Source organism: Archangium gephyra (assembly GCF_042230915.1).
Taxonomy (GTDB): domain Bacteria; phylum Myxococcota; class Myxococcia; order Myxococcales; family Myxococcaceae; genus Archangium; species Archangium gephyra_B.
Window position 1 is genome coordinate 8,839,517 of sequence record NZ_CP102578.1, and the last position, 18,569, is coordinate 8,858,085.

At 70.9% G+C, this 18,569-nt stretch carries 15 protein-coding genes; 8 read left to right on the forward strand and 7 right to left on the reverse strand.

Annotated elements, in window-relative coordinates; translation table 11 throughout:
* Nucleotides 1-8: 8 nt before the first annotated feature.
* The 7 genes from NR798_RS34600 to NR798_RS34630 are packed head-to-tail and all read right to left on the reverse strand — an operon-like array spanning nucleotide 9 to nucleotide 8,321.
* Nucleotides 9-1,223 carry a PleD family two-component system response regulator gene (locus NR798_RS34600; RefSeq protein ID WP_375766811.1) on the reverse strand — a complete coding sequence of 405 codons (1,215 nt, stop codon included), beginning with the start codon at nucleotides 1,221-1,223 and terminating at the stop codon, nucleotides 9-11.
* On the reverse strand, nucleotides 1,220-2,281 hold the full coding sequence (cheB, locus tag NR798_RS34605) for a chemotaxis-specific protein-glutamate methyltransferase CheB (RefSeq protein WP_375766812.1): 1,062 nt from the start codon (nucleotides 2,279-2,281) through the stop codon (nucleotides 1,220-1,222). Before cheB ends, NR798_RS34600 begins: the two co-directional genes overlap by 4 nt.
* On the reverse strand, nucleotides 2,278-4,404 hold the full coding sequence (locus NR798_RS34610; RefSeq protein WP_375766813.1) for a response regulator: 2,127 nt from the start codon (nucleotides 4,402-4,404) through the stop codon (nucleotides 2,278-2,280). The genes cheB and NR798_RS34610 overlap by 4 nt, the downstream gene beginning before the upstream one ends.
* Nucleotides 4,401-5,882: a CHASE3 domain-containing protein gene (locus tag NR798_RS34615; protein WP_375766814.1), complete on the reverse strand. Its 1,482-nt coding sequence runs from the start codon at nucleotides 5,880-5,882 to the stop codon at nucleotides 4,401-4,403. The genes NR798_RS34610 and NR798_RS34615 overlap by 4 nt, the downstream gene beginning before the upstream one ends.
* On the reverse strand, nucleotides 5,879-6,418 hold the full coding sequence (locus NR798_RS34620) for a chemotaxis protein CheW (protein ID WP_375766815.1): 540 nt from the start codon (nucleotides 6,416-6,418) through the stop codon (nucleotides 5,879-5,881). The genes NR798_RS34615 and NR798_RS34620 overlap by 4 nt, the downstream gene beginning before the upstream one ends.
* Nucleotides 6,415-7,812: a CheR family methyltransferase gene (locus tag NR798_RS34625; protein ID WP_375766816.1), complete on the reverse strand. Its 1,398-nt coding sequence runs from the start codon at nucleotides 7,810-7,812 to the stop codon at nucleotides 6,415-6,417. The genes NR798_RS34620 and NR798_RS34625 overlap by 4 nt, the downstream gene beginning before the upstream one ends.
* Nucleotides 7,809-8,321 carry a chemotaxis protein CheW gene (locus NR798_RS34630; protein WP_375766817.1) on the reverse strand — a complete coding sequence of 171 codons (513 nt, stop codon included), beginning with the start codon at nucleotides 8,319-8,321 and terminating at the stop codon, nucleotides 7,809-7,811. Before NR798_RS34630 ends, NR798_RS34625 begins: the two co-directional genes overlap by 4 nt.
* 555 nt (nucleotides 8,322-8,876) lie before the next feature.
* On the opposite strand from NR798_RS34630, the gene NR798_RS34635 reads away from it, so the two are divergent.
* The 8 genes from NR798_RS34635 (at nucleotide 8,877) to NR798_RS34670 (ending at nucleotide 18,538) form a co-directional block, all read left to right on the forward strand.
* On the forward strand, nucleotides 8,877-10,169 hold the full coding sequence (locus NR798_RS34635) for a DUF1552 domain-containing protein (RefSeq protein ID WP_375766818.1): 1,293 nt from the start codon (nucleotides 8,877-8,879) through the stop codon (nucleotides 10,167-10,169).
* 51 nt (nucleotides 10,170-10,220) lie between these two features.
* Complete coding sequence (locus tag NR798_RS34640; protein WP_375766819.1) at nucleotides 10,221-12,515, forward strand: DUF1592 domain-containing protein; 2,295 nt, start codon at nucleotides 10,221-10,223, stop codon at nucleotides 12,513-12,515.
* A 50-nt stretch (nucleotides 12,516-12,565) separates the two neighbouring features.
* Nucleotides 12,566-14,485 (forward strand): transglycosylase domain-containing protein, encoded by a 1,920-nt coding sequence (locus NR798_RS34645; RefSeq protein WP_375766820.1) that lies wholly within the window; start codon nucleotides 12,566-12,568, stop codon nucleotides 14,483-14,485.
* A gap of 313 nt (nucleotides 14,486-14,798) precedes the next feature.
* Nucleotides 14,799-15,473, forward strand: a complete 675-nt coding sequence (locus NR798_RS34650) for a hypothetical protein (RefSeq protein WP_375766821.1) — start codon at nucleotides 14,799-14,801, stop codon at nucleotides 15,471-15,473.
* A 143-nt stretch (nucleotides 15,474-15,616) separates the two neighbouring features.
* A complete protein-coding gene (locus tag NR798_RS34655) occupies nucleotides 15,617-15,934 on the forward strand; it encodes an antibiotic biosynthesis monooxygenase (protein WP_375766822.1) in 318 nt (105 codons plus the stop codon).
* Nucleotide 15,935: 1 nt separating this feature from the next.
* Complete coding sequence (locus NR798_RS34660; RefSeq protein WP_375766823.1) at nucleotides 15,936-17,102, forward strand: iron-containing alcohol dehydrogenase; 1,167 nt, start codon at nucleotides 15,936-15,938, stop codon at nucleotides 17,100-17,102.
* Between the two features lie 15 nt (nucleotides 17,103-17,117).
* Nucleotides 17,118-17,336 carry a hypothetical protein gene (locus tag NR798_RS34665; protein ID WP_375766824.1) on the forward strand — a complete coding sequence of 73 codons (219 nt, stop codon included), beginning with the start codon at nucleotides 17,118-17,120 and terminating at the stop codon, nucleotides 17,334-17,336.
* On the forward strand, nucleotides 17,333-18,538 hold the full coding sequence (locus NR798_RS34670) for an FIST signal transduction protein (RefSeq protein ID WP_375766825.1): 1,206 nt from the start codon (nucleotides 17,333-17,335) through the stop codon (nucleotides 18,536-18,538). The genes NR798_RS34665 and NR798_RS34670 overlap by 4 nt, the downstream gene beginning before the upstream one ends.
* The last annotated feature ends 31 nt before the right edge of the window (nucleotides 18,539-18,569 follow it).

The window sequence follows — 18,569 nt, forward strand, 5'->3', positions numbered from 1 at the left end:
CGGGGACGTCAGGAGCCGCGGGAGCGGGCCTGGGCGCCAGCGTCGGTCTTGGTCAGCGCCTGGATGGCCTGGATGCGCCGCTCCGCCTCCTGGGCATCCAGGAAGATGTGCAGCATGTCGCGGATGGTCGGCAGCGCCCGCGTCAGCGACGCGACGGTGAGCAACTGCGGATCCACCCCGGCCTTTTTGCACGCGCGCGTCATGGTGGAGGTGGCGATGACGGGAGACAGGCCACAGCGCGCCACCAGCGCCTCGAAGAGCGCGCCCGGCAACGCACCGGCGGACGGCGCGGGAGCGGGGGCCGCATGCGCCGCCGGGGCCGCATGCGCCGCCGGAGCCGGAATCGCGGGATGGTGGGCGCCAGACGGCGTCCGGGGAAGGGGCGGGAAGGAGCCCGACGGGTTCCGCGGCATGGGAACAGGAGGGGCCTGCTGCTGCTCGGACTCCGCCCGGCGCCGCAGCTCGGTGCGCACCTGCGCGCGCAGCACCTCGATGTCCTCCGTCTTGGAGCAGAAGGCATCCACCTTCACCGCCAGGGCCTCGGAGATGAGCTTCGCGTCGAAGCCGGCCGTCAACCCCACCACGGCCACCTGGGCCGTGCCCGGCAACGTCCTCACGGCGCGCACCCACTCCGGCCCATCCAGCCCCGGCATCTCCAGGTCCAACAGGATGCAGTCCACCGGCTGAGCTTCCAGCAGCCGCATGGCGTCCTCGCCGGACTCGGCGATGATGACGTCGTGGCCGTCCTTGCGCAGCGCATCCGAGGCGCGGTGGCGGAAGTCGATGCGGCCATCCACCACCATCACCCGCCGGCGCCTGCCGGCCGACACCAGCCGCGGCGTGCCATCCTGCTCGGGCACCTGCGTCAGCTCGTGCGCCCGCCGCACCACGTACGCCGGATCATACGGCTTGCCCACGTAGTCATTGGCGCCGTGCGACAGGCCCTTGAGCCGCTGCACCACCGCGGCCTCGGTGGAGAGCATCAACACGGGCAGGTGCGAGGTGCGGGGCACGCGCCGGAGCTCTTCCAGCAGATCCACGCCCTCTCCATCCGGCAGCACCATGTCCAGGATGACCAGGTCGAATTCACCCTCGCTCAGCGCCTTGCGGGCCGCCCCCAGGCTCTCGCACAACGTGGTGCCAAAGCCAGCGGCGCTCAACACCCCGCGCATGTCCGCCCGGACCGTTGCGCTGTCATCCACGATGAGCACACGTGCCTTCATGCCGTTCCTTCCCTGGCTCCCGCTCGGGCGAGCGCCGTCAGCAGGGGGGGAATCTCCGTCAGCTCCGTCACGTGCTGAGCGGCCCCGAGCCGAATGGCCTCGCGCGGCATGCCGAATACCACGCAGGAGGATTCATCCTCCACCACCGTGGCGGCCCCGGCGCGTCGCAGCGCCATCAACCCCTCCGCCCCGTCCCGCCCCATGCCCGTCAGCAGGCAGCCGATGGCGGCCGCCCCCACTTCCCGGGCCACGGATTCGAAAAGCTCGTCCACCGAGGGCCGGCACGAGTGCCGCTCCGGCCCGTCCACCAGCCGGAGCCGGCCACTGCGCACCACCAGGTGCCGGTTGCCCGGCGCCATCCTCACACTCAACCGGCCCGGCATCGGCAACGCCTCCCCATCCACCGCATTGCGCACCACCAGGCCGCTCTGCGCCTCCAGCCACTCGGCCATGGCGGTGTCGAAGTGTTCAGTTATATGCAGCACCAGCAGCACCGGCAGGGGGAAAGCCGCCGGCAGCGAGCGGAGGATGTGGCGCACGGCCGCAGGCCCTCCCGTCGAGGCCCCCATCACCAGCAGGCGCGGCGGCACCAGGGGCGCCGGCACCCGCGGCGGTGCGTGGGCCGGCTCCTGCCGCAGCCGGGCCCGGACGTGGGTGATGACGCGCACGCGCGAGGCCACCCTCACCCGCGACAGCAGCATCTGCATCCACTTGGAGTCCAGCAGGCCCGAGGGCTTGTCCACCGCGTCCACCGCTCCCGCGGCCAGCGCATCCATCGTCCGCAGGCCCTCGGTGCGATTCTCAGCCGCCGAGAGCACGACGATGGGGGTGGGACAGTGGGCCATGATGAGCTCGGTGGCCCGCAGCCCGTCCACCTTGGGCATCACCAGGTCCATCGTCACCACATCCGGCCGCAGGCGCTGGCACTGCTCGAAGGCCTGCTGGCCATCGGCCGCCTCACCCACCACCTCGCACGTGGTGTCCAGGGCGAAGCCATCCGCCAGCCGGCGGCGCACCGTCAGCGAGTCGTCCACGACGAGCACCCGCAGACGGCTCATGCCGGCCTCCGCCCGGAGGCGATCAACCGGGAGACGGTGTCCAGGTAGCTGTGCTGCTGGAACTCGCCCTTGACGATGTAGGCGGACACGCCCGCCTCCTTGCCGCGCCGCTTGTCCTCGTCGGTGGCCAGCGAGGACACCATGAGGATGGGCAGCCCCTGCAGGGCGGGGATGGAGCGGATGCGCCGGGTGACGTCCAGGCCCGTCATGCCCGGCATCTCCACGTCGACGATGAGCAGATCGTGTCCGCCGCGCTGAATCTTCTCCAGGCCCTCCTCGCCGGACGCGGCCAGCTCCACCTGGTAGCCGGCGGCCTCGAGGATGCTCTTCTCCAGCATGCGGGTGGTGACGGAGTCGTCCACCACGAGGATGCGGTGTTTCTGCGAGGTGCGCACCTTGGCGACACTGCCCGAGGAGCCCTGGTGCACCAGGCGAACCAGGCCGGCCGCGTCCAGCAGCAGCACGGGCACGCCCTGCTCGTCGAAGCTCGCCCCGGCCACCAGCGGCAGGGGGGGCACGCTGGAGGGCAGCGGCCGGCTCACCCGGCGGGAGATGCCCAGCAACCGCTCCACGCCCACTGCGGCGCGTCCCACGGAGCCCGCGTTGAGCACCAGCACGGACCAGGCGCGGGGCCGCTGCGCGCCCGGGTTCCCCATCGCATCCAGCAGCGGGAGGAAGGGCAGCACCTCGCCCCCGAAGGAGATGGAGGCGCGCGAGCCCGTCCAGGAGACGGCCTCGGCGGGCAGGTGGAGGGCGCCGCTGAGCGACTCCAGGGGGACGAGCAGGCGATGCCCACCCGCCTCCACCCCCAGCACCTCCAGCGAGGCCAGCGTGAGGGGCACCTCGAGCGTGATGCAGGTGCCCAGCCCCGGCTGGGAGGTGATGGTCACGTCGCCCTTGAAGCGGCGCACCATGTCGCGCACCACGTCCAGCCCCACGCCGCGGCCGGACACCTCGGTGACGGTGCGGGCGGTGCTGAAACCGGAGCGGAAGAGCAGCTCCAGCAGCCCCTGCTCGTCCAGGGCGTCCGCCTCGGAGGGGGAGACCACGCCGCGCTCCAGCGCCACCTGGCGCACCCGCCCCAGGTCCACGCCGCGCCCGTCGTCCTCGCACACGAAGGAGACGCGCCCCCCGCGCCGCTGCACCTTCAGCGAGAAGCGGCCCGTGGGGGACTTGCCCACCGCCCGCCGCTCGTCGGGTGTCTCCAGCCCGTGGTCCACCGCGTTGCGCACCACGTGCACCAGCGACTGGCGCACCGCCGCCAGCACGTGCCCGTCAATCTGGATGTCCCCGCCCTCGGCGAGCACCTCCACCTGGCGCCCCAGCGAGGCGGCCGCGTCACGCGCGGCCAGCTCCAGCGGCCCGAAGAGCGTCTGCGTCGGGACGAGCCGCAGGGTGTTGGCCCCGTCACGCAGGCGCCCCAGCTCCGACTCCACCTGCCCCAGTCCACCGCCCAGCTGCCGCCCCGCCTTCACCAGCGAGGCGCGCAGGCCCTCCGTCACGGACAGCACGCGCGACAGCCAGCGGGCACGCTCCGCCGGCGAGCCATTGGAGGCCACCGGCGCGGTGAGCTGCTCGATGAGGGTGTCCGCCCCGTGGTGCGCCTGCGCGAGCGACTCCACCACACCGCGCAGACCACCGAGCTGCACCACCGCCTCGGACAGGCCCTCCAGCAGCGTGTCCAGCCGCGCCAGCTCCACGCGCACCACCTCGGACGTGGGGCCCTCGGGGGCCGCCACCGACGAGGCCACGGCCGCCACGGCTGCCTCGGCCTGGGCCGTCTCGGAGTCGGGCTCCGGCGCCGGTGCATCCAGCGCGTCCAGCGCCTCGGCCATCTGCCCCACCAGGCGCAGGAACTCGTGCACGCTGTCCACGGGCAGCACCTGGCCGCTGCTGCGGTAGGGCGTCAGCGCGTCCTCCACCGCATGCGCCAGCTCCGCCAGGGGCACCTGCCCCACCACGCGCGCCGCCCCCTTCAGGGTGTGCGCATAGCGGAAGAGCTCCGGGACGAGCTGGGCACTGCCCTCACCGTCGGCCAGGGAGAACAGGCCCTGCGTGAGCTGCTCGATGAGCTCGCGGGCCTCGATACGGAAATAGCGGTAGGGATCGTTGTCCAGGCTCATGCGGAGGCCCGCGAGTCGATGATGGCATGGAGCTGCTTGGAAAGCTGGATGAGCCGGGTGGCCGTCTGCAACGTCTGCGCGGAGCTGGACTCCGACTGACGTGCCGTCTGCGCCACCTCGAGGATGGCGGTGTTCACCTGCTCCACCGCCGTCGTCTGCTGCTGGGTGCTCAGCTCGATCTCCCGCGCCACGTCCAGGTTGGCGCGCACCAACTCGGTGATGCGCCGGAAGCTGCCGGCCACGTCGGTGAACTGCCGGGAGCTGCTCAGCACCGCCTTGGAGCCGTCCTCGGTGGCCATGATGGTGGTGTTGGAGGCGGCGCGGATCTCGTCGATGAGCACGCGGATGTCCTTGGTCGCTCCACCGACGCGGTCCGCCAGCTTGCGGATCTCATCGGCCACCACGGCGAACCGCTTGCCGTGCTCGCCCGCCCCGGCGCTCTCGATGGTGGCGTTGATGGCGAGGATGTTCGTCTGCTCGGCCAGGTCGTTGATGATGTCCACGATACCGCCAATCTCCTGCGAGCGCTTGCCCAGCTCCAGCATGTGGTTGACGATGGCGTCCACCTGGCGGCTCACCGTGTCGATGGCCTCCTGGGCATGCAGCACCGTGTCGTTGCCGTGACGGGCGGCACCGGCCGTCTCGTCCGCCACGCGCGCCACCTGCTGCGCGCTGCCGGCGATCTGCCGCGAGGTGGCCAGCAGCTCCTTGACGGTGGTGGAGATCTCCGTGGTGGACGAGGCCTGCTCGCGCGCGCCGGTGGCTTGCTGCGAGGCCGCCGACTGGAGCTCGGCCGAGGAGCCCTGCACCTGCTCGATGGCCGAGCCAATCTTCTTCTGCAGCCCGGCGCCCACCAGGGTGGCCGCCAGCATCACCAGGAGGATCGCCACGCCGCCGCCCACCATGAACAGCCGCTCGAACGACTCCGAGTCCCGCATCAGCCGCTCATCGCTCGCCTCGAGCAGCCGCTGCTCCACCTCGCGCATCTCCGCCACCACGCGCCGGAGGTCGTCCATGATGGCCTTGCCTTCCCCGGTGTTGATGGCGGCCAGGGCGGCCTCGAACCCCCGGGTGCGGCGCAGCTCGACGTTGGCCTTCATGCTGGCCAGCTTCTGCGTGACGAGGAACCGCAACGCCTCCAGGTGCCGCAGCTGCACGGGATTGCCGGCGACGAGGCCGCGCACGCGCTCGAGCTCCGCGTCGATGCTGCCCTGCGCCGCGGTGTAGGGCTCGAGGTAGGACGCGTCACCGGTGAGGACGTAGCCGCGCTGCCCCGTCTCCGCGTCCTTGGCGCTGGAGAGGACGCGCTCCAGGCCGGTGATGACCTCGTGGGAGTGCTCCACGGCGACAGCGGTGCCGGTGAACCGCCGGGTCGTCCTGACGGCCAGGACGACGAAGAGGCAGATCAACAGCGACACCATGACGACGGCGGCGGCGAACTGCTGGAGCAGCGTCCATGTCGACAAGCGCTTCATCATCTTCCCTGTTGAGGACCGGAGGCATCCTCCAGCAGCTTTCTCACGAGGGAATCCACGTCGAGCACGGGCAGCGGGGGGGCGCCTGGCAGGACGACGCTGGTGCTCAACAAGGGATGGGCAGCGGAGGCGCCACCACCCGAGCGCAGCTGCTCCGAGGTGGCGCGCAGCTGCCCCTCGAAGCCGGCCGCGGCCAACCCCACGCGCCGGCTCCCACCGGCCAGCAGCAGCCAGCGGGGAGGCTCACCCGACTGCAGGCCCAGCAGCGCCGTCAGGTCGTGCACGGCGATGAGCTGCCCGCGGAGCCCCGCCAGGCCCAACAGCGAGGCCGGGGCGCCCGGCAGGCGCACCAGCCGGGGCATGAGGTGGAGACCGGAGAGGTGGCCCAGCCGCACGGCCAGGGGCGAGCCGCCCACGCGCAGCCGCAACAGCGCCTCGCCGGGATCCTGCTGCGGAGGGGGCGGGCGGGTGAAGGAGGAATCGAAGCCGTCACGCAGCTCGTCCAGCCGCAGTGCCGTCCGGGTGCGAGGCAGGCTCATGAGACCTCCGTACAGGCCTGCAGCTCCTGCAGGCCCACTTGCATCAGTCCGTGGCGGCCGAAGCCTCCACCGAAGAGTGACAGGTGCAGGGGCTTCTCCTGGGGCAGCAACGACACGGCCATGCGCAGGGCCACGCGGGCGTCGACCATGTCACCGGCCCGGCGCGCCAGGGAGCCCGCGCGCAGGTGGGCCAGCGCGAAGGTGGGCTCGGCACGCACGGACGCGGCGTAACGGCCGCGGGCACCGGCCTCGTCCCCGCTCTGCTCCAGGCACAACCCCAGCAGGTAGTAGGCCGGGGCCTCGGTGGCGCTCGCCGACAGGAGCTGCCGGCCCAGCTGCTCGGCCTGGGACAGGCGCCCGGCGTGCAGGTGCAGCACCGCGCGCAGCAGCAGGGACTTGGGGCTCGGATCCTGGGGCAGCGACTCCAGCAGCGCCCAGGCATCGGTGTAGCGCTCCGCCTCGAGCAGCTGCAGCACCCCTTCCAATCCGTCCGGTGCCGGCGGCGGCGTGGGAGCCGGCGCGGCCACCCGCTGGGCGGCCTCGGGCGCGGGCATGGCCTGGGCCACGGAGACGGTGGGCGGCGCCGGGGGCTTCAGGCGGTAATAGAAGGCATCGCCGCCACGCAGCAGCTCGAACTCCTCGGAGATGCCACGCAGCGTCTCGCTGGGCCCCATGAAGAGGTAGCCCCCCGGAACCAGCGCCTGGGCCATGCGGGCGATGATCCTGCGGATGACGTCCTGAGGGAAGTAGAGGATGACGTTGCGGCAGAGGATGGCGTGGAAGGAGCCAGGGGCCCAGAAGGCGGAGGCCTCCTCCAGGAGGTTGCGCTCCTCGAAGATGACCTGGTCGCGCACCTTGGGCTGGAGGGCGAAACCCTCGGGGGTGCGCTGGAACCACTGCTGGCGCATGGCGCTGGGCACGGCGCGCAGCGACCAGGGCGAGTAGCAGGCGCGGCGGGCGTGGGCGATGGCGCGAGGGTTGACGTCGATGCCGAGGAGCCGCAGGCGCGAGGCGTCCACCCGGCCGCGCTCACGGGCGAGCAGGGCAATGGAGTAGGGCTCCTCCCCGGTGGAGCAGCCGGCGCACAGCACACGGATGGTGGACGTCTGGCTCAGGAAGGAGGGCAGCACCTGATCCACCAGCGTCTCCAGCTGGGCGGGATGGCGCAGGAAGTACGTCTCCCCCACCGTGAGCCGCTCGGCGAGCGCCTTCCACTCGGCCTGCGAGGAAGGAGAGGCCAGTTGCTCCAGGTAACGCTCCACGCCCGCCCCGGCGCGCTCCGCGAGCAGCGTCTCCAACTCGCCCCACTGGCCCTGCTCATAGTGCAGGCCCAGGCGCTGCTCCACGAGCGCGACGAAGCGGACGAGCGGCGTGCGGGCGGGCGTGGCGATCACGCGCCCCCCTGTCCGGAGGGATTCTCCAGGCGGCGCCAGAGCTCCTCGGGCAGCAGCCGGGACGTCCCCAGCAGGGCCAACAGGCGCCCATCGAACGAGCCCAGGTGCTGGAGGTGGCCGCTGGCGGTGGCGCGCAGCAGCGGGGGCACCGAGTCCAGGCCGCCCTCCTCCATCCAGCGCAAGCCGTGCACCTCATCCACCTCGAGCGCCATGCGCCCCTCGGGCACCCGCAGCGAGACGAACCGGCGGCCAGCGCCGCCCTCGGCCACGGCCCCGCCCAGCAGCGCCGACAGGCTCACCACCGGAGCCGGCGTGCCACGCACCAGGGACACACCCCGCACGAAGACCGGTGCCGCGGAAACCGGGGCAACCGGCAGCGGCCTCATCGTCTCCTCTACTTCCTCGAGAGGCAGCGCACACATCCACTCCTGCGCCCTCACGACGAGGAAGCAGCGAGACCCCTGCCTGGGCATGACTCCCCCTTCGGGTTCGGACTCCACGCAAATCATGCACCTTCAGCGTATGTCAAGGCGAGGGCCAAGCGCGTCCGGCGGCCGCCAGGACGGCGCTGGCCCCCCGGCCGAGCCAGGGAGCAGGCCGGGGGCGGACACCGCACCCGAACACACCCCCCGGCACACCTGCGCGGGAAGACAGCCAAAGCCTTACACACTCTCCGGCATCACCTACAATGTGCTCGCCACAGGCCGGACGTTGAACTCAGACAGGAATTTGGCATCCACGCCAAATCCAATTCACCACCAGGCGAATCTTGAAAGTCTTTCCGCGAAAAACCGTGGCGCTCTCCTACAAAGCCTCGACTTTCGCCTCTTCTTCCAGGTAATTGAGAATTGCCGCGTAGGCGTGGTCGGACAAGGGTTTACACCCGCCTCCCTGAACCAGACAGCATTTGGGTAGTGACCGAAGCCGCACAGCGCGGGTCTCTTTGTCATTGCCGCGGAAAGCAACAACACGCAGAGTCTCATCCCGAAGTCACAGATAGTCATTGCCACCGGCCAGTCACAGACGGGCCACCGAGTCGGACCACGGGAATGGAGTCGACGAGCATGATTCGGATCGGGCGAAGGCAGTTCACAGCGGGTTTGGGAGCCTCGCTGCTGGCGTCTCCCCTGCTGCGGTTCCTCGGCGGGGAGGCCCATGCGGCGACGCCGGTGGCCAAGCGGCTCATCGTCGTCTTCACCCCCAATGGCACGGTGCACCGCTACTGGCGGCCGAGCGGGACGGAGACGTCCTTCTCCTTCCCCGCCGGCAGCATGCTGGAGCCGCTCAACGAGCACCTCGCCAACCTGCTCGTCTGCGAGGGCCTCAACTTCGTGGACGTGGACAACCACGAGGCGGGCATGGCCAACATGCTCACCGGCGGAGGCACGGCGCAGAGCACCACCGGGGGCCTGTCCGTCGACCAGTACGTGGCGAGCAAGCTTGGCGAGGGCTCGCGCTTCCGGTCCCTGGAGTTCGGCGTGCAGACGAGCCTCTGGGGCGCGGCGCGCTCGACGCGCATGTCGTACTCGGCCCCCGGCGTCTTCGTCTCCCCCGAGGACAACCCGCGCAGCGCCTTCCAGCGGCTCTTCGGCGCGCTCGGGGGTGACACGAGCACCGCCGACAAGACGCTGCGCCGGCGCAAGAGCATGCTGGACCTGGTGCGCGGTGAGCTGAATGATCTCTCGCAGCGGGTGGGCGCGGAGGAGAAGCAGAAGCTGGAGCAGCACCTCGAGGCGCTGCGCCAGACGGAGAAGGGGCTGACCGAGCCCGTGGCCCTGCCCGGGTGCCCCTCCGCCACGGCGCCCCTCGCCATGGACGCCATGGCCAACGCCAACTTCCCCGCCGTGGGCCGGGCCCAGACGGACCTGATGGTGAGCGCGCTCACCTGCGGCATGACGCGCGTGGCCTCACTCCAGTGGTCCCATACCGTCGCGCCCCAGGTCTTCACCTGGGCGGGTGTCGGTGAGGCCCACCATGAGCTGTCGCACAAGGACGACTCCAACACCGCGGGGCTCGCGGACCTCGTCAAGTGCGAGCGCTGGTTCGCCGAGCAGTTCGCCTACCTCCTGCAGTCCCTCAAGTCCCGCCCGGACCTGGAGACCGGTGGCAACATGCTCGACTCCACCCTGGTGGTCTGGGCCAAGGAGCTCGGCGACAGCCGCATGCACGACTGCCGCTCCGTGCCCTTCATCGTCGCCGGTGGCGCGCAGAGCTATTTCCGCTTCGGGCGCTACCTGCGCTTCAGCAGCGCCCCGCACCAGAAACTGCTCACCTCCGTCTGCCACGCCCTGGGCATCCCGCTCGACACCTTCGGCGATGCCAACCGGTCCAACGGCCCGCTCGACGGGCTCGTCTGACAGCCTCCTCCCCCCTCTGGAAATCTTCCCTCGCGATTAGGAGGCAGATCCGTGCTCACCTCCCGGCACCTCGCTGCCCTTGGCGCCCTCTTTTTCTCCGCGACCGTCCTCTCCGCCTGTACGTCCGACTCCGGGTGCCCCGACGACCTGGAGTACTTCCGTACCCGGATGTGGGAGCCGGTGATGTCCGTGCAGTGCGTGGCCTGCCACAAGTCCGATGGAATGGCGGCCGGGACACGCATGGTGCTGCTGCCTCCGGGAACCCCGGGGGCGGTGGAGTCCAACTTCATGACGGTGCGGGCGATGGCGCGCGAGATGGTCAACGGCCAGCCGCTGCTCCTGCTCAAGCCCTCGGGCCTGCACCCGAATGGGCACGGGGGCGGCACCGTCGTGGAACAGGGCAGCACGCGCTACGAGAACTTCCAGCGCTTCGCGGACCGCATCAACGGCGTTGCCGGCGCCTGCGAGGCCTCCCTGGTCGCCGCGTGTGAGCCGGGCAAGGCGGACCCCAACGCCAAACGCCGGCTGCGCATGCTCACCCGCTTCGAGTACGACAATACCCTGCGCGACCTGCTCTACCTCGACTCCCAGTGGGGCCAGTCCCTGCCCGCGGAAGAGCGGGTGCACGGCTTCGACAACAACGCGGACGAGCGCGCGGTGGGCCAGTTGCTGACGGACAAGCTCCTGTCCGCCGCCGAGCAGGCGGCCGAGGCCGGCGTGGCCAATCTGTCCCGGCACGTCTCGTGCGCGCCGGGCGAGGAGTGCGCGCGGCAGTTCATCCAGGACTTCGGCCTGCGGGCCTTCCGCCGCCCGCTGACGGACGCGGAGAAGACGCGCTACCAGTCGCTCTACACGGCCGTGGCGGCGGAGGACGGGTACACCGAGGGCATCGAGGCCATCATCGCCGCCATGCTCCAGTCCCCCAACTTCCTCTACCGCACGGAGCTGGGACAGCACCTGGGAGACGGGCGGTACGTGCTGACCGACTACGAGGTGGCCTCGGAGCTGTCCTACCTCTTCTGGGGCTCCATGCCGGATGAGCAGCTCTTCGCCAAGGCGAAGGCGGGCGCCCTGAACAAGCCGGAGCAGCTCTCCGTCGAGGCGCGCCGGATGCTGGCGTCTCCCCGGAGCCGGCCCATGCTCGACCACTTCGTGAGCCAATGGCTGGACCTGGGACACATCAACCAGGCGCAGAAGGACGCAGCCTTCGAGGACTTCAGCCCGTCCATCCGCTCGGCGATGCTGGCCGAGACGACGGAGCTGTTCGACTATGTCGTCCGCGACAGCAGCGGCCGACTGCCCGAGCTCTTCACCTCCGACTACACGTTCGCCACGGACGCGCTCGCCTCGTTCTACCGCCTGCCCTCGGGGCCGGTGACGTCCTCGACGGCGCCCACCAGCGGCCTGCGCATGTGGGAGCTGAAGAGCACGGGCCGCGGCGGCATCCTCACCCATGGCAGCATCCTGGCCACCCAGGCCACGCCGCAGACGTCCTCGCCCATCCGCCGCGGCAAGCTCGTGCGTGAGCGCCTGCTTTGCCAGCCGCTCCCGCCGCCGCCCCCGGGCCTCAGCGTGCAGCTGTCTCCGGTGAGTGAGGGACTGCCCAACCGGCAGCGCTTCCAGGAGCACTCGACCAACGCGGCCTGCGCCTCCTGCCACCAGCTGATGGACCCCATCGGCTTCGGCTTCGAGCAATTCAACAGCGTCGGCCGTTTCGAGCCCATGCTGCCCAGCGGGCAGCCGGTGGATGCGAGCGGCGAGGTGCGCTCTTCGTCGGCCACCAACGGGACCTTCATCGGCGTGGATGGGCTCCAGCAGAAGCTGGCGGAGAGCCCGGACGTGCACTCCTGCTTCTCCCTGCAATGGCTGCGCTTCGGCTACGGCGTCTCCGGAGATGACGACTCCTGCGCGGCCAACCAGCTCACCGAGACCTTCCGCAAGCAGCAGCTGAGCATCCCGGAGCTGCTCATCTCGCTGACGCAGTTGCCGCGCTTCACCCTGCGCGTGGGAGAGTCGACGGGCTCGCCCGCCCCAGCTCCGGGCGGTGGCGGCAGCAGCGGGGGTGGCAGCGGCGGCGGTGGCACGCCCACTTCCGGCAACGCCCAGGTCTCCGTGTCCGTCCAGGACGACTGGGGCAGTGGCTACTGCCACAACGTCAAGGTGAGCAACCCGGGTACGGCCCCGCTCACCTGGCGCGTCACCATCGAAATCGAGGGCACCCTCAATCACGCCTGGAGCTCCATCTTCACCCAGTCGGGCGCCCAGACCACCTTCAGCGGTCTGGATTGGAATGACGAGCTGGCGCCGGGCGAGAGCACCAGCTTCGGTTATTGCGCGACCCGGTAGAGCCCACGCTTGCTCCTCGCGCCTCCTGACGCTAGGGAGGCGCGAGCCTCATGTCCCTCCCGCGCCGCCCCTTCAAGCGAGGCCGTGTCGTCCTCCTGCTGCTCGCCCTCCTGTTCGCCGCGGGCGTGGGGGCCGGCCAGCGCTGGCTGCGCGGAGAGGCGGCCCGCAGCCAGGTGCTGGCCCGGGTGAAGCCCGCGCTGGAGTCGCGGCTGGGCCCGGTGCACATCGGCGACGACTTCCACGTCGGGTGGACTGGCACGGTGACGCTGGGCCCGGTGGAGCTCCCAGGCACGCGGCCCGAGGGGCCTCCGGTGGTGCGCATCTCGCGTGTCACCGTCCACCTCCGGCGTCTGTCGCTGCTGTCGGGCCACGTCGAGGCGAGCCGCGTGGAACTCGCGGGCGTCCAGGTGGAGGCCGGGCCCCAGGGGCAGGAGGTGCGGGCCCTCGTCGAGCGGATGCGCGAGGTGCGCCGGAACCGGCGTCCGGCCCCACCCTCGGCGGAAGGCGCTCCCCGCGACTTGCCCGAGCTGGTGCTGACGGACGTGCGTCTGGCCTTCGAGCGCCATGGCCGCGTGGAGTGGGGCCCGTTGTCGGCGCGAGTGAGGCGGGAGGGCCCGGCGGACGCATCCCGGTGGGAGGCGACGGCCGAGCTGCCCGGCGGTGGCAGCGCGGTGCTGTCCGTCCAGCAAGGGGAGCCGGGCTTCTCGGGGACACTCCAGGGGCGGGGTATCCCGGCGGGCCCGTTGCTGTCGCTCGCGGAGCCGCCGTTGCACATGGAGGGGGGCACCCTGGAGGGAGAGGTCCGGGTGGACGCCACGGGCGCCACCTTCTCCGGGGCCCTCTCGGGGCTCACCGTGAGCAGCCCTCAGCTCGCTCCCGAGCCGGTGGGGCCGCTCTCCTTTTCGGCCGAGGGCCGCGCGCATTGGGACCTGGAGCGGCGGCACGTGGAGCTCGAGTCCCTGCGGCTGACGGTGGGTGAGCGGCGTGAGGCACGTGTCGAGGTGCAGGGCGAGGCCACCTGGAGCAGCGAGCCCCGTTTCTCGGTGCAAGCGGAGCTGCGGCCGCTCTCCTTCGAGCAGGCCATGGCCGCCCTGCCCCCACCCCTGGTGCCCGGCACCGAGCTGGCGCGGCTGGAGGGACACTTCCAGGCCTCGCTGGCGCTCTCGGGTCCGATGCACCAGCGCCGGGACTGGGAGGTGAAGGCGAAGCTGGACCTGTCGGAGCTGAAGCAATCCGCCCGGGCCGGGCCCCTGGGCTGGCTGCGCGAGCCTTTCGACTACCGGCCTCTGACGGCCGAGGGCCGCGGACGGGAGCTGCACATCGGACCGAGCAACCCCGCCTACCTGCCACTGGCCGAGCTCCCTCGTCCGCTGGTGCGGGCGGTGTTGCGGAGCGAGGACGCGGCCTTCTGGACGCACCGGGGCTTCGACTTCGACTCGCTCCGCGGCATCCTGCTGGCACCCGCGGACGACAAGGTGCGCGGCGGCTCCACCCTCACCCAGCAGCTTGCCAAGAATCTCTTCCTCTCCCGGGAGAAGACCTACGCGCGCAAGGTGAAGGAAGCATTCCTCACGCTGGGGCTGGAGGCCTCGGTGCCGAAGGAGCGGCTGCTCGAGGTGTATTTCAACATCATCGAGTGGGGCCCTGGTCTCTACGGTATTGGCGAAGCCGCACGGCACTACTTCGGCAAGGACGCGCGAGAGCTGAGCATCCGCGAGTCGGCCTTCCTGGCCACCATCATCCCCAACCCGGTGCGCTATCACGTGTATTGCAGCCGGGGGACGCTCTCCGACATCTGGACGAAGCACGTGAACGAGTTGCTGGCGCTGCTGTACGAGGGAGGCGACCTCACCGAGACGGAGTACCAGGAGGCGCTCTCCGCGCCGCTCGTCTTCACGGGCCACCCCGGCTCACAGCCGCCCTCTGACGAGGAGACGCCGACCCGCGCCATCCACCCCGGGCGGGACTGACGCGGGCTCTGCCCCAGGCCATTCCACTTGTCGTCGGCGACAAGTGGAATGCACCCGCCCCATTTCACTTGTCGTCGGCGACAAGTGAAATGCACCCGCCCCGTTTCACTTGTCGTCGGCGACAAGTGGAATGCACCGGGGACAAAAGATCCCGGGAGTCTCCTGTCTCGGATGAGCCCTCCGCGTGCCGGGACTCCCTGACCACGCCCTGACGCGTAAACAGGCGAATACACAGGCATGCCTCCTGGCCCTCGGGTTGCTTGATACCGCGCAGCCGCACTCTCGCGGTTCCACCTCATTGGGGGGAGCAGTCATGGAACAGATGAACGGAAGCAACACCCTGCCCGAGCTGACGCTCGAGCAGGTGCGGGACTCCATCCTCAGCTACCTGGAGCAGGGCAACGCCGGTCACTATGGTATCGGCCGCCTCTACAACTACGCCGTGGACAACAAGCTGGCGGAGAAGACCCAGTACGACAGCGCCCTGCAGTACTTCAGCCAGCACATCAAGACGCTCTCGCAGTCGACGCTGAGCCGGTATGGCGCCGTGGCCCGCGAGTTCACCGAGGAGGCGTGCAGGAAGTATGGCGTGATGAACCTGACCACCCTGCGCACCTACGCCGTGGCGGCCGACATCCAGCTCACGAGCGGTGACCCGGGGGCCACCCCGATCGATGTCCCGCAGGAGGACGGGCGCGTGGTGCAGAAGCCTTTCTCCGAATGCACCATGGTGGAGCTGAAGCTGGCCGTGAAGGGCAAGCGCAAGCCGTCCCGGGCGACCATGCCCACCACGGACGCGGCCCGCGTCGAGTTCATGCGGGAGAGCCTCTCGCGCCACTTCGCCCAGGGCGCTCGCGTGCAGTTCAAGACGAACATCAAGGGGGGCAAGACCTTCCTCACCATTCAGGGAGTGCCGCTGGAGGAGGTGGAGCGGCTCATGGAAGCCCTCCTGGATGGCCTCATGCCGCCCGTGCGCGCGGTGGGCTGAGCGCCAAGGCACGGGGCACCCCGCTCCTGTGTCCCGTGCCTCCCGACACATAGGCGACGGTGGGCGGGGCGAACGCCTCCGGCTCGACACCCGGAGCAGCGAATCCCGCTCGTGAGGGAGTCACCCGGCTATTCTGGGCCCCCATGTCCAACAGCCTGCTGGTCGTCCACGTGCACGTCCACGTCAAGCCCGAGTCGGTCGAAGCCTTTCGCGAGGCCACCCTGGCCAACGCGCGGGAGAGCGTGAAGGAGCCAGGCATCTCCCGCTTCGATGTCGTCCAGGACACCGAGGATCCGACGCGGTTCGTGCTCGTCGAGGCCTACAAGACGCCCCAGGCGCCAGCCGCCCACAAGGAGACGGCCCACTATCTGAAGTGGCGGGACACCGTGGCGCCCATGATGGCCGAGCCGCGCACCTCCCGGAAGTACGTCAACTGCTTCCCCGAAGATGCGGGGTGGTGAGATGGGCCTGACGGGTTTCGAGTTCGCCACCGCCACGCACATCGTCTTCGGAGCGGGCCGGCTGGCCGAGCTCCCCGAGGCGGTGAAGTCCCTCGGGGGGCACAAGGTGCTGCTGGTCACGGGCCGTGATCCCACGCGCGCCGGGCCGCTGCGCGAAGGGCTCGGCCGGATGGGCCTCTCCAGCGTGACGTTCGCGGTGGAAGGCGAGCCCACCGTGGAGCGGGTGCGCGAGGGAACGGCCACCGCGCTCGCCGGCCAGTGCGATGCGGTGGTGGCGTTCGGCGGAGGCAGCGCGCTGGATGCGGGCAAGGCCATTGCCGCGCTGGCCGCCAACGGGGGAGACCCGCTCGACTACCTGGAGGTGGTGGGCCGGGGACAGGCGCTGACCAGGCCCTCGCTCCCGCTGGTGGCCATTCCCACCACCGCGGGCACCGGCTCCGAGGTGACGCGCAACGCGGTGCTGGGGGTGAAGGATGCCCAGGTGAAGGCGAGCCTGCGCAGTCCCCTCATGCTGCCCCGGCTGGCGCTCGTGGATCCGGAGTTGCTGGCGGGCGCGCCCCCCGCGGTCCTCGCTTCCAGCGGGCTGGACGCGCTCTCCCAGCTCCTCGAGCCCTTCCTCTCGGCCCGGGCCAACCCGCTCACCGACGCGCTGGCCCGCGAGGGCATGGTCCGCTCGGCGCGCTCGCTGCGCCGCGCGGTGTTGGAAGGCACCGACGCGGCGGTGCGGGAGGACCTGGCGCTCGCGAGCCTCTTCGGCGGCCTGTGCCTGGCCAACGCGGGCCTGGGGGCGGTGCATGGCTTCGCGGCCCCGGTGGGAGGCATGTTCGAGGCGCCCCATGGCGCGGTGTGCGCGGCGTTGCTCCCCGCCACGCTGGAGGTGAACCTGCGCGCGCTCCGGGCTCGGGCTCCGTCCCACCCGGCGCTTCCGCGCTTCCAGGAGGTGGCGGTGCTGCTCACCGGGCGTGCGGACGCCACGGCCGAGGACGGCATCTCCTGGGTAAGGGAGCTGTGCCAGGCCCTGGGCGTGCCAGGCCTCGGGCGCCATGGCCTCACCGAGGCCGACGTGCCGCGGCTCGTCTCCCGGGCCAAGGCGGCCAGCAGCATGAAGGCCAACCCCCTTCCTCTCACGGACGAGGAGCTCACGGAGATTGCCCTCCGCTCCCGGTAAGCACCCGCGAACCCCATGGCCAACAGGATCAGCCGCATCACCTCCTACGTTGAAAAGCGCAAGCTCGGCTTCGGTGTCGCGCGCCTCATCATGATGAGCGGGGTAAACGTCCGCAGCATCGGGCCGAATGATCCGGACCCGCCGGACGCCCTGCGGCGGCTGGAGCAGGCACTGCCCCAATTGTTGTCGGCCCAGGAACTGAGGGAGCTCCAGGAGCTTCTCGCGGAGGCATGAAGATGACTGTCTCGATCGGTGTCGGAATCGGAGATGCCGTGGACGCGGAGAAGGCCGTCCAGGCCGCGGTGGAGCAGGCACGCGCGCAGCTCGGAGGAGCGCCCGTGCAGGCGGCCTACATCACCGCGACGGTGGACTACGAGGCCGCGCGTGTCCACACGGCCTTCCGCGAGGCGCTGGCCGGAGTCCCGCTGCATGGAGTGACCACGTCGCTGGGCGTGCTCACCGCGGCCGGCGTGCGCAACGAGGGCCACGGCGCGCTGGCGGTGATGCTGGTGGGCGGCGCACCGGGAACGGCCTTCGTGGCCTCCTCCACCGAGGCGGACGGGCGGCGGGCCGGTGAGGCCGCGGCGCGAGCGCTGGTGCGCAAGGCGGGAGGCAAGCCGCCGCGGATGATCCTCTTCAACGCCTCGCCCGGCATGGAGGAGGCGATGCTGGAGGGCATCGCGAGCGTGTGCCCGGACGTGCCGTGCCAGGGAGGCAGCGCCGCGGACCATGCCATCGCCGGGCAGTGGAGTGTCTTCACGCACGAGGGTCCGGTCCCGGCGGGCGTGTCGCTGCTGGGTCTCTTTGGCGAGATGCGGGTGGGAACGGCGCTGTCCACGCCCTACTCCCCCACGGGGGTAGCCGCCCGGGCCACGGGAGCGGAGGGCCGGACCCTGCTGACGCTGGATGGACAACCCGCCGCGCAGGTGCTGGGGCGCTGGCTGGAGGGCGCCATCGACGACCAGGTGCGCTCGGGCGGCAACATCCTCGCCCAGACGGCGCTGCGGCCCATCGCCGTCCGCCGCGGCGTGAGCCGCCGGGACCACTACGTGACGGTGCACCCGGCCCACGTCCACGCGGACCGGGGCTCGGTGGATGTCTTCGCCCGCATCGAGCCGCAGGACGAGGTGTGCCTGATGACCGGTACCGCCGAGGGACTGGTGAACGACGTGGCCCACCTCATCGACATGGCGCTGGCTCAGGGCGGACTGAACTCGCGGGAGGTGAAGGGCGCGGCGCTCATCTTCTGCGCCGGGTGCGCGGGTGCACTGGGGCCGCGCGTGGACGAGGGCCTGCGGACGTTCTCCCGGCTGTTGCCGGGCGTCCCCCTGCTGGGCCTGTGCACCTTCGGCGAGCAGGGCTACATCCCGGGCCTGGGCAACGTTCACCAGGACTTGTCGCTCAGCCTGACGCTGTTCGCGGACCCGCGGCCCTGAGCCCCCGCGGGACGTGCTCCGGCTCGCGCGT

Coding starts and splice junctions, on each gene's coding strand:
- NR798_RS34615 (WP_375766814.1), bottom strand. CDS start 5,882: ATGATGAAGCGCTTGTCGACATGGACGCTGCTCCAGCAGTTCGCCGCC.
- NR798_RS34635 (WP_375766818.1), top strand. CDS start 8,877: ATGATTCGGATCGGGCGAAGGCAGTTCACAGCGGGTTTGGGAGCCTCG.
- NR798_RS34670 (WP_375766825.1), top strand. CDS start 17,333: ATGAAGATGACTGTCTCGATCGGTGTCGGAATCGGAGATGCCGTGGAC.
- NR798_RS34665 (WP_375766824.1), top strand. CDS start 17,118: ATGGCCAACAGGATCAGCCGCATCACCTCCTACGTTGAAAAGCGCAAG.
- NR798_RS34655 (WP_375766822.1), top strand. CDS start 15,617: ATGTCCAACAGCCTGCTGGTCGTCCACGTGCACGTCCACGTCAAGCCC.
- cheB (WP_375766812.1), bottom strand. CDS start 2,281: ATGAGCCGTCTGCGGGTGCTCGTCGTGGACGACTCGCTGACGGTGCGC.
- NR798_RS34660 (WP_375766823.1), top strand. CDS start 15,936: ATGGGCCTGACGGGTTTCGAGTTCGCCACCGCCACGCACATCGTCTTC.
- NR798_RS34600 (WP_375766811.1), bottom strand. CDS start 1,223: ATGAAGGCACGTGTGCTCATCGTGGATGACAGCGCAACGGTCCGGGCG.
- NR798_RS34610 (WP_375766813.1), bottom strand. CDS start 4,404: ATGAGCCTGGACAACGATCCCTACCGCTATTTCCGTATCGAGGCCCGC.
- NR798_RS34630 (WP_375766817.1), bottom strand. CDS start 8,321: ATGATTTGCGTGGAGTCCGAACCCGAAGGGGGAGTCATGCCCAGGCAG.
- NR798_RS34645 (WP_375766820.1), top strand. CDS start 12,566: ATGTCCCTCCCGCGCCGCCCCTTCAAGCGAGGCCGTGTCGTCCTCCTG.
- NR798_RS34620 (WP_375766815.1), bottom strand. CDS start 6,418: ATGAGCCTGCCTCGCACCCGGACGGCACTGCGGCTGGACGAGCTGCGT.
- NR798_RS34650 (WP_375766821.1), top strand. CDS start 14,799: ATGGAACAGATGAACGGAAGCAACACCCTGCCCGAGCTGACGCTCGAG.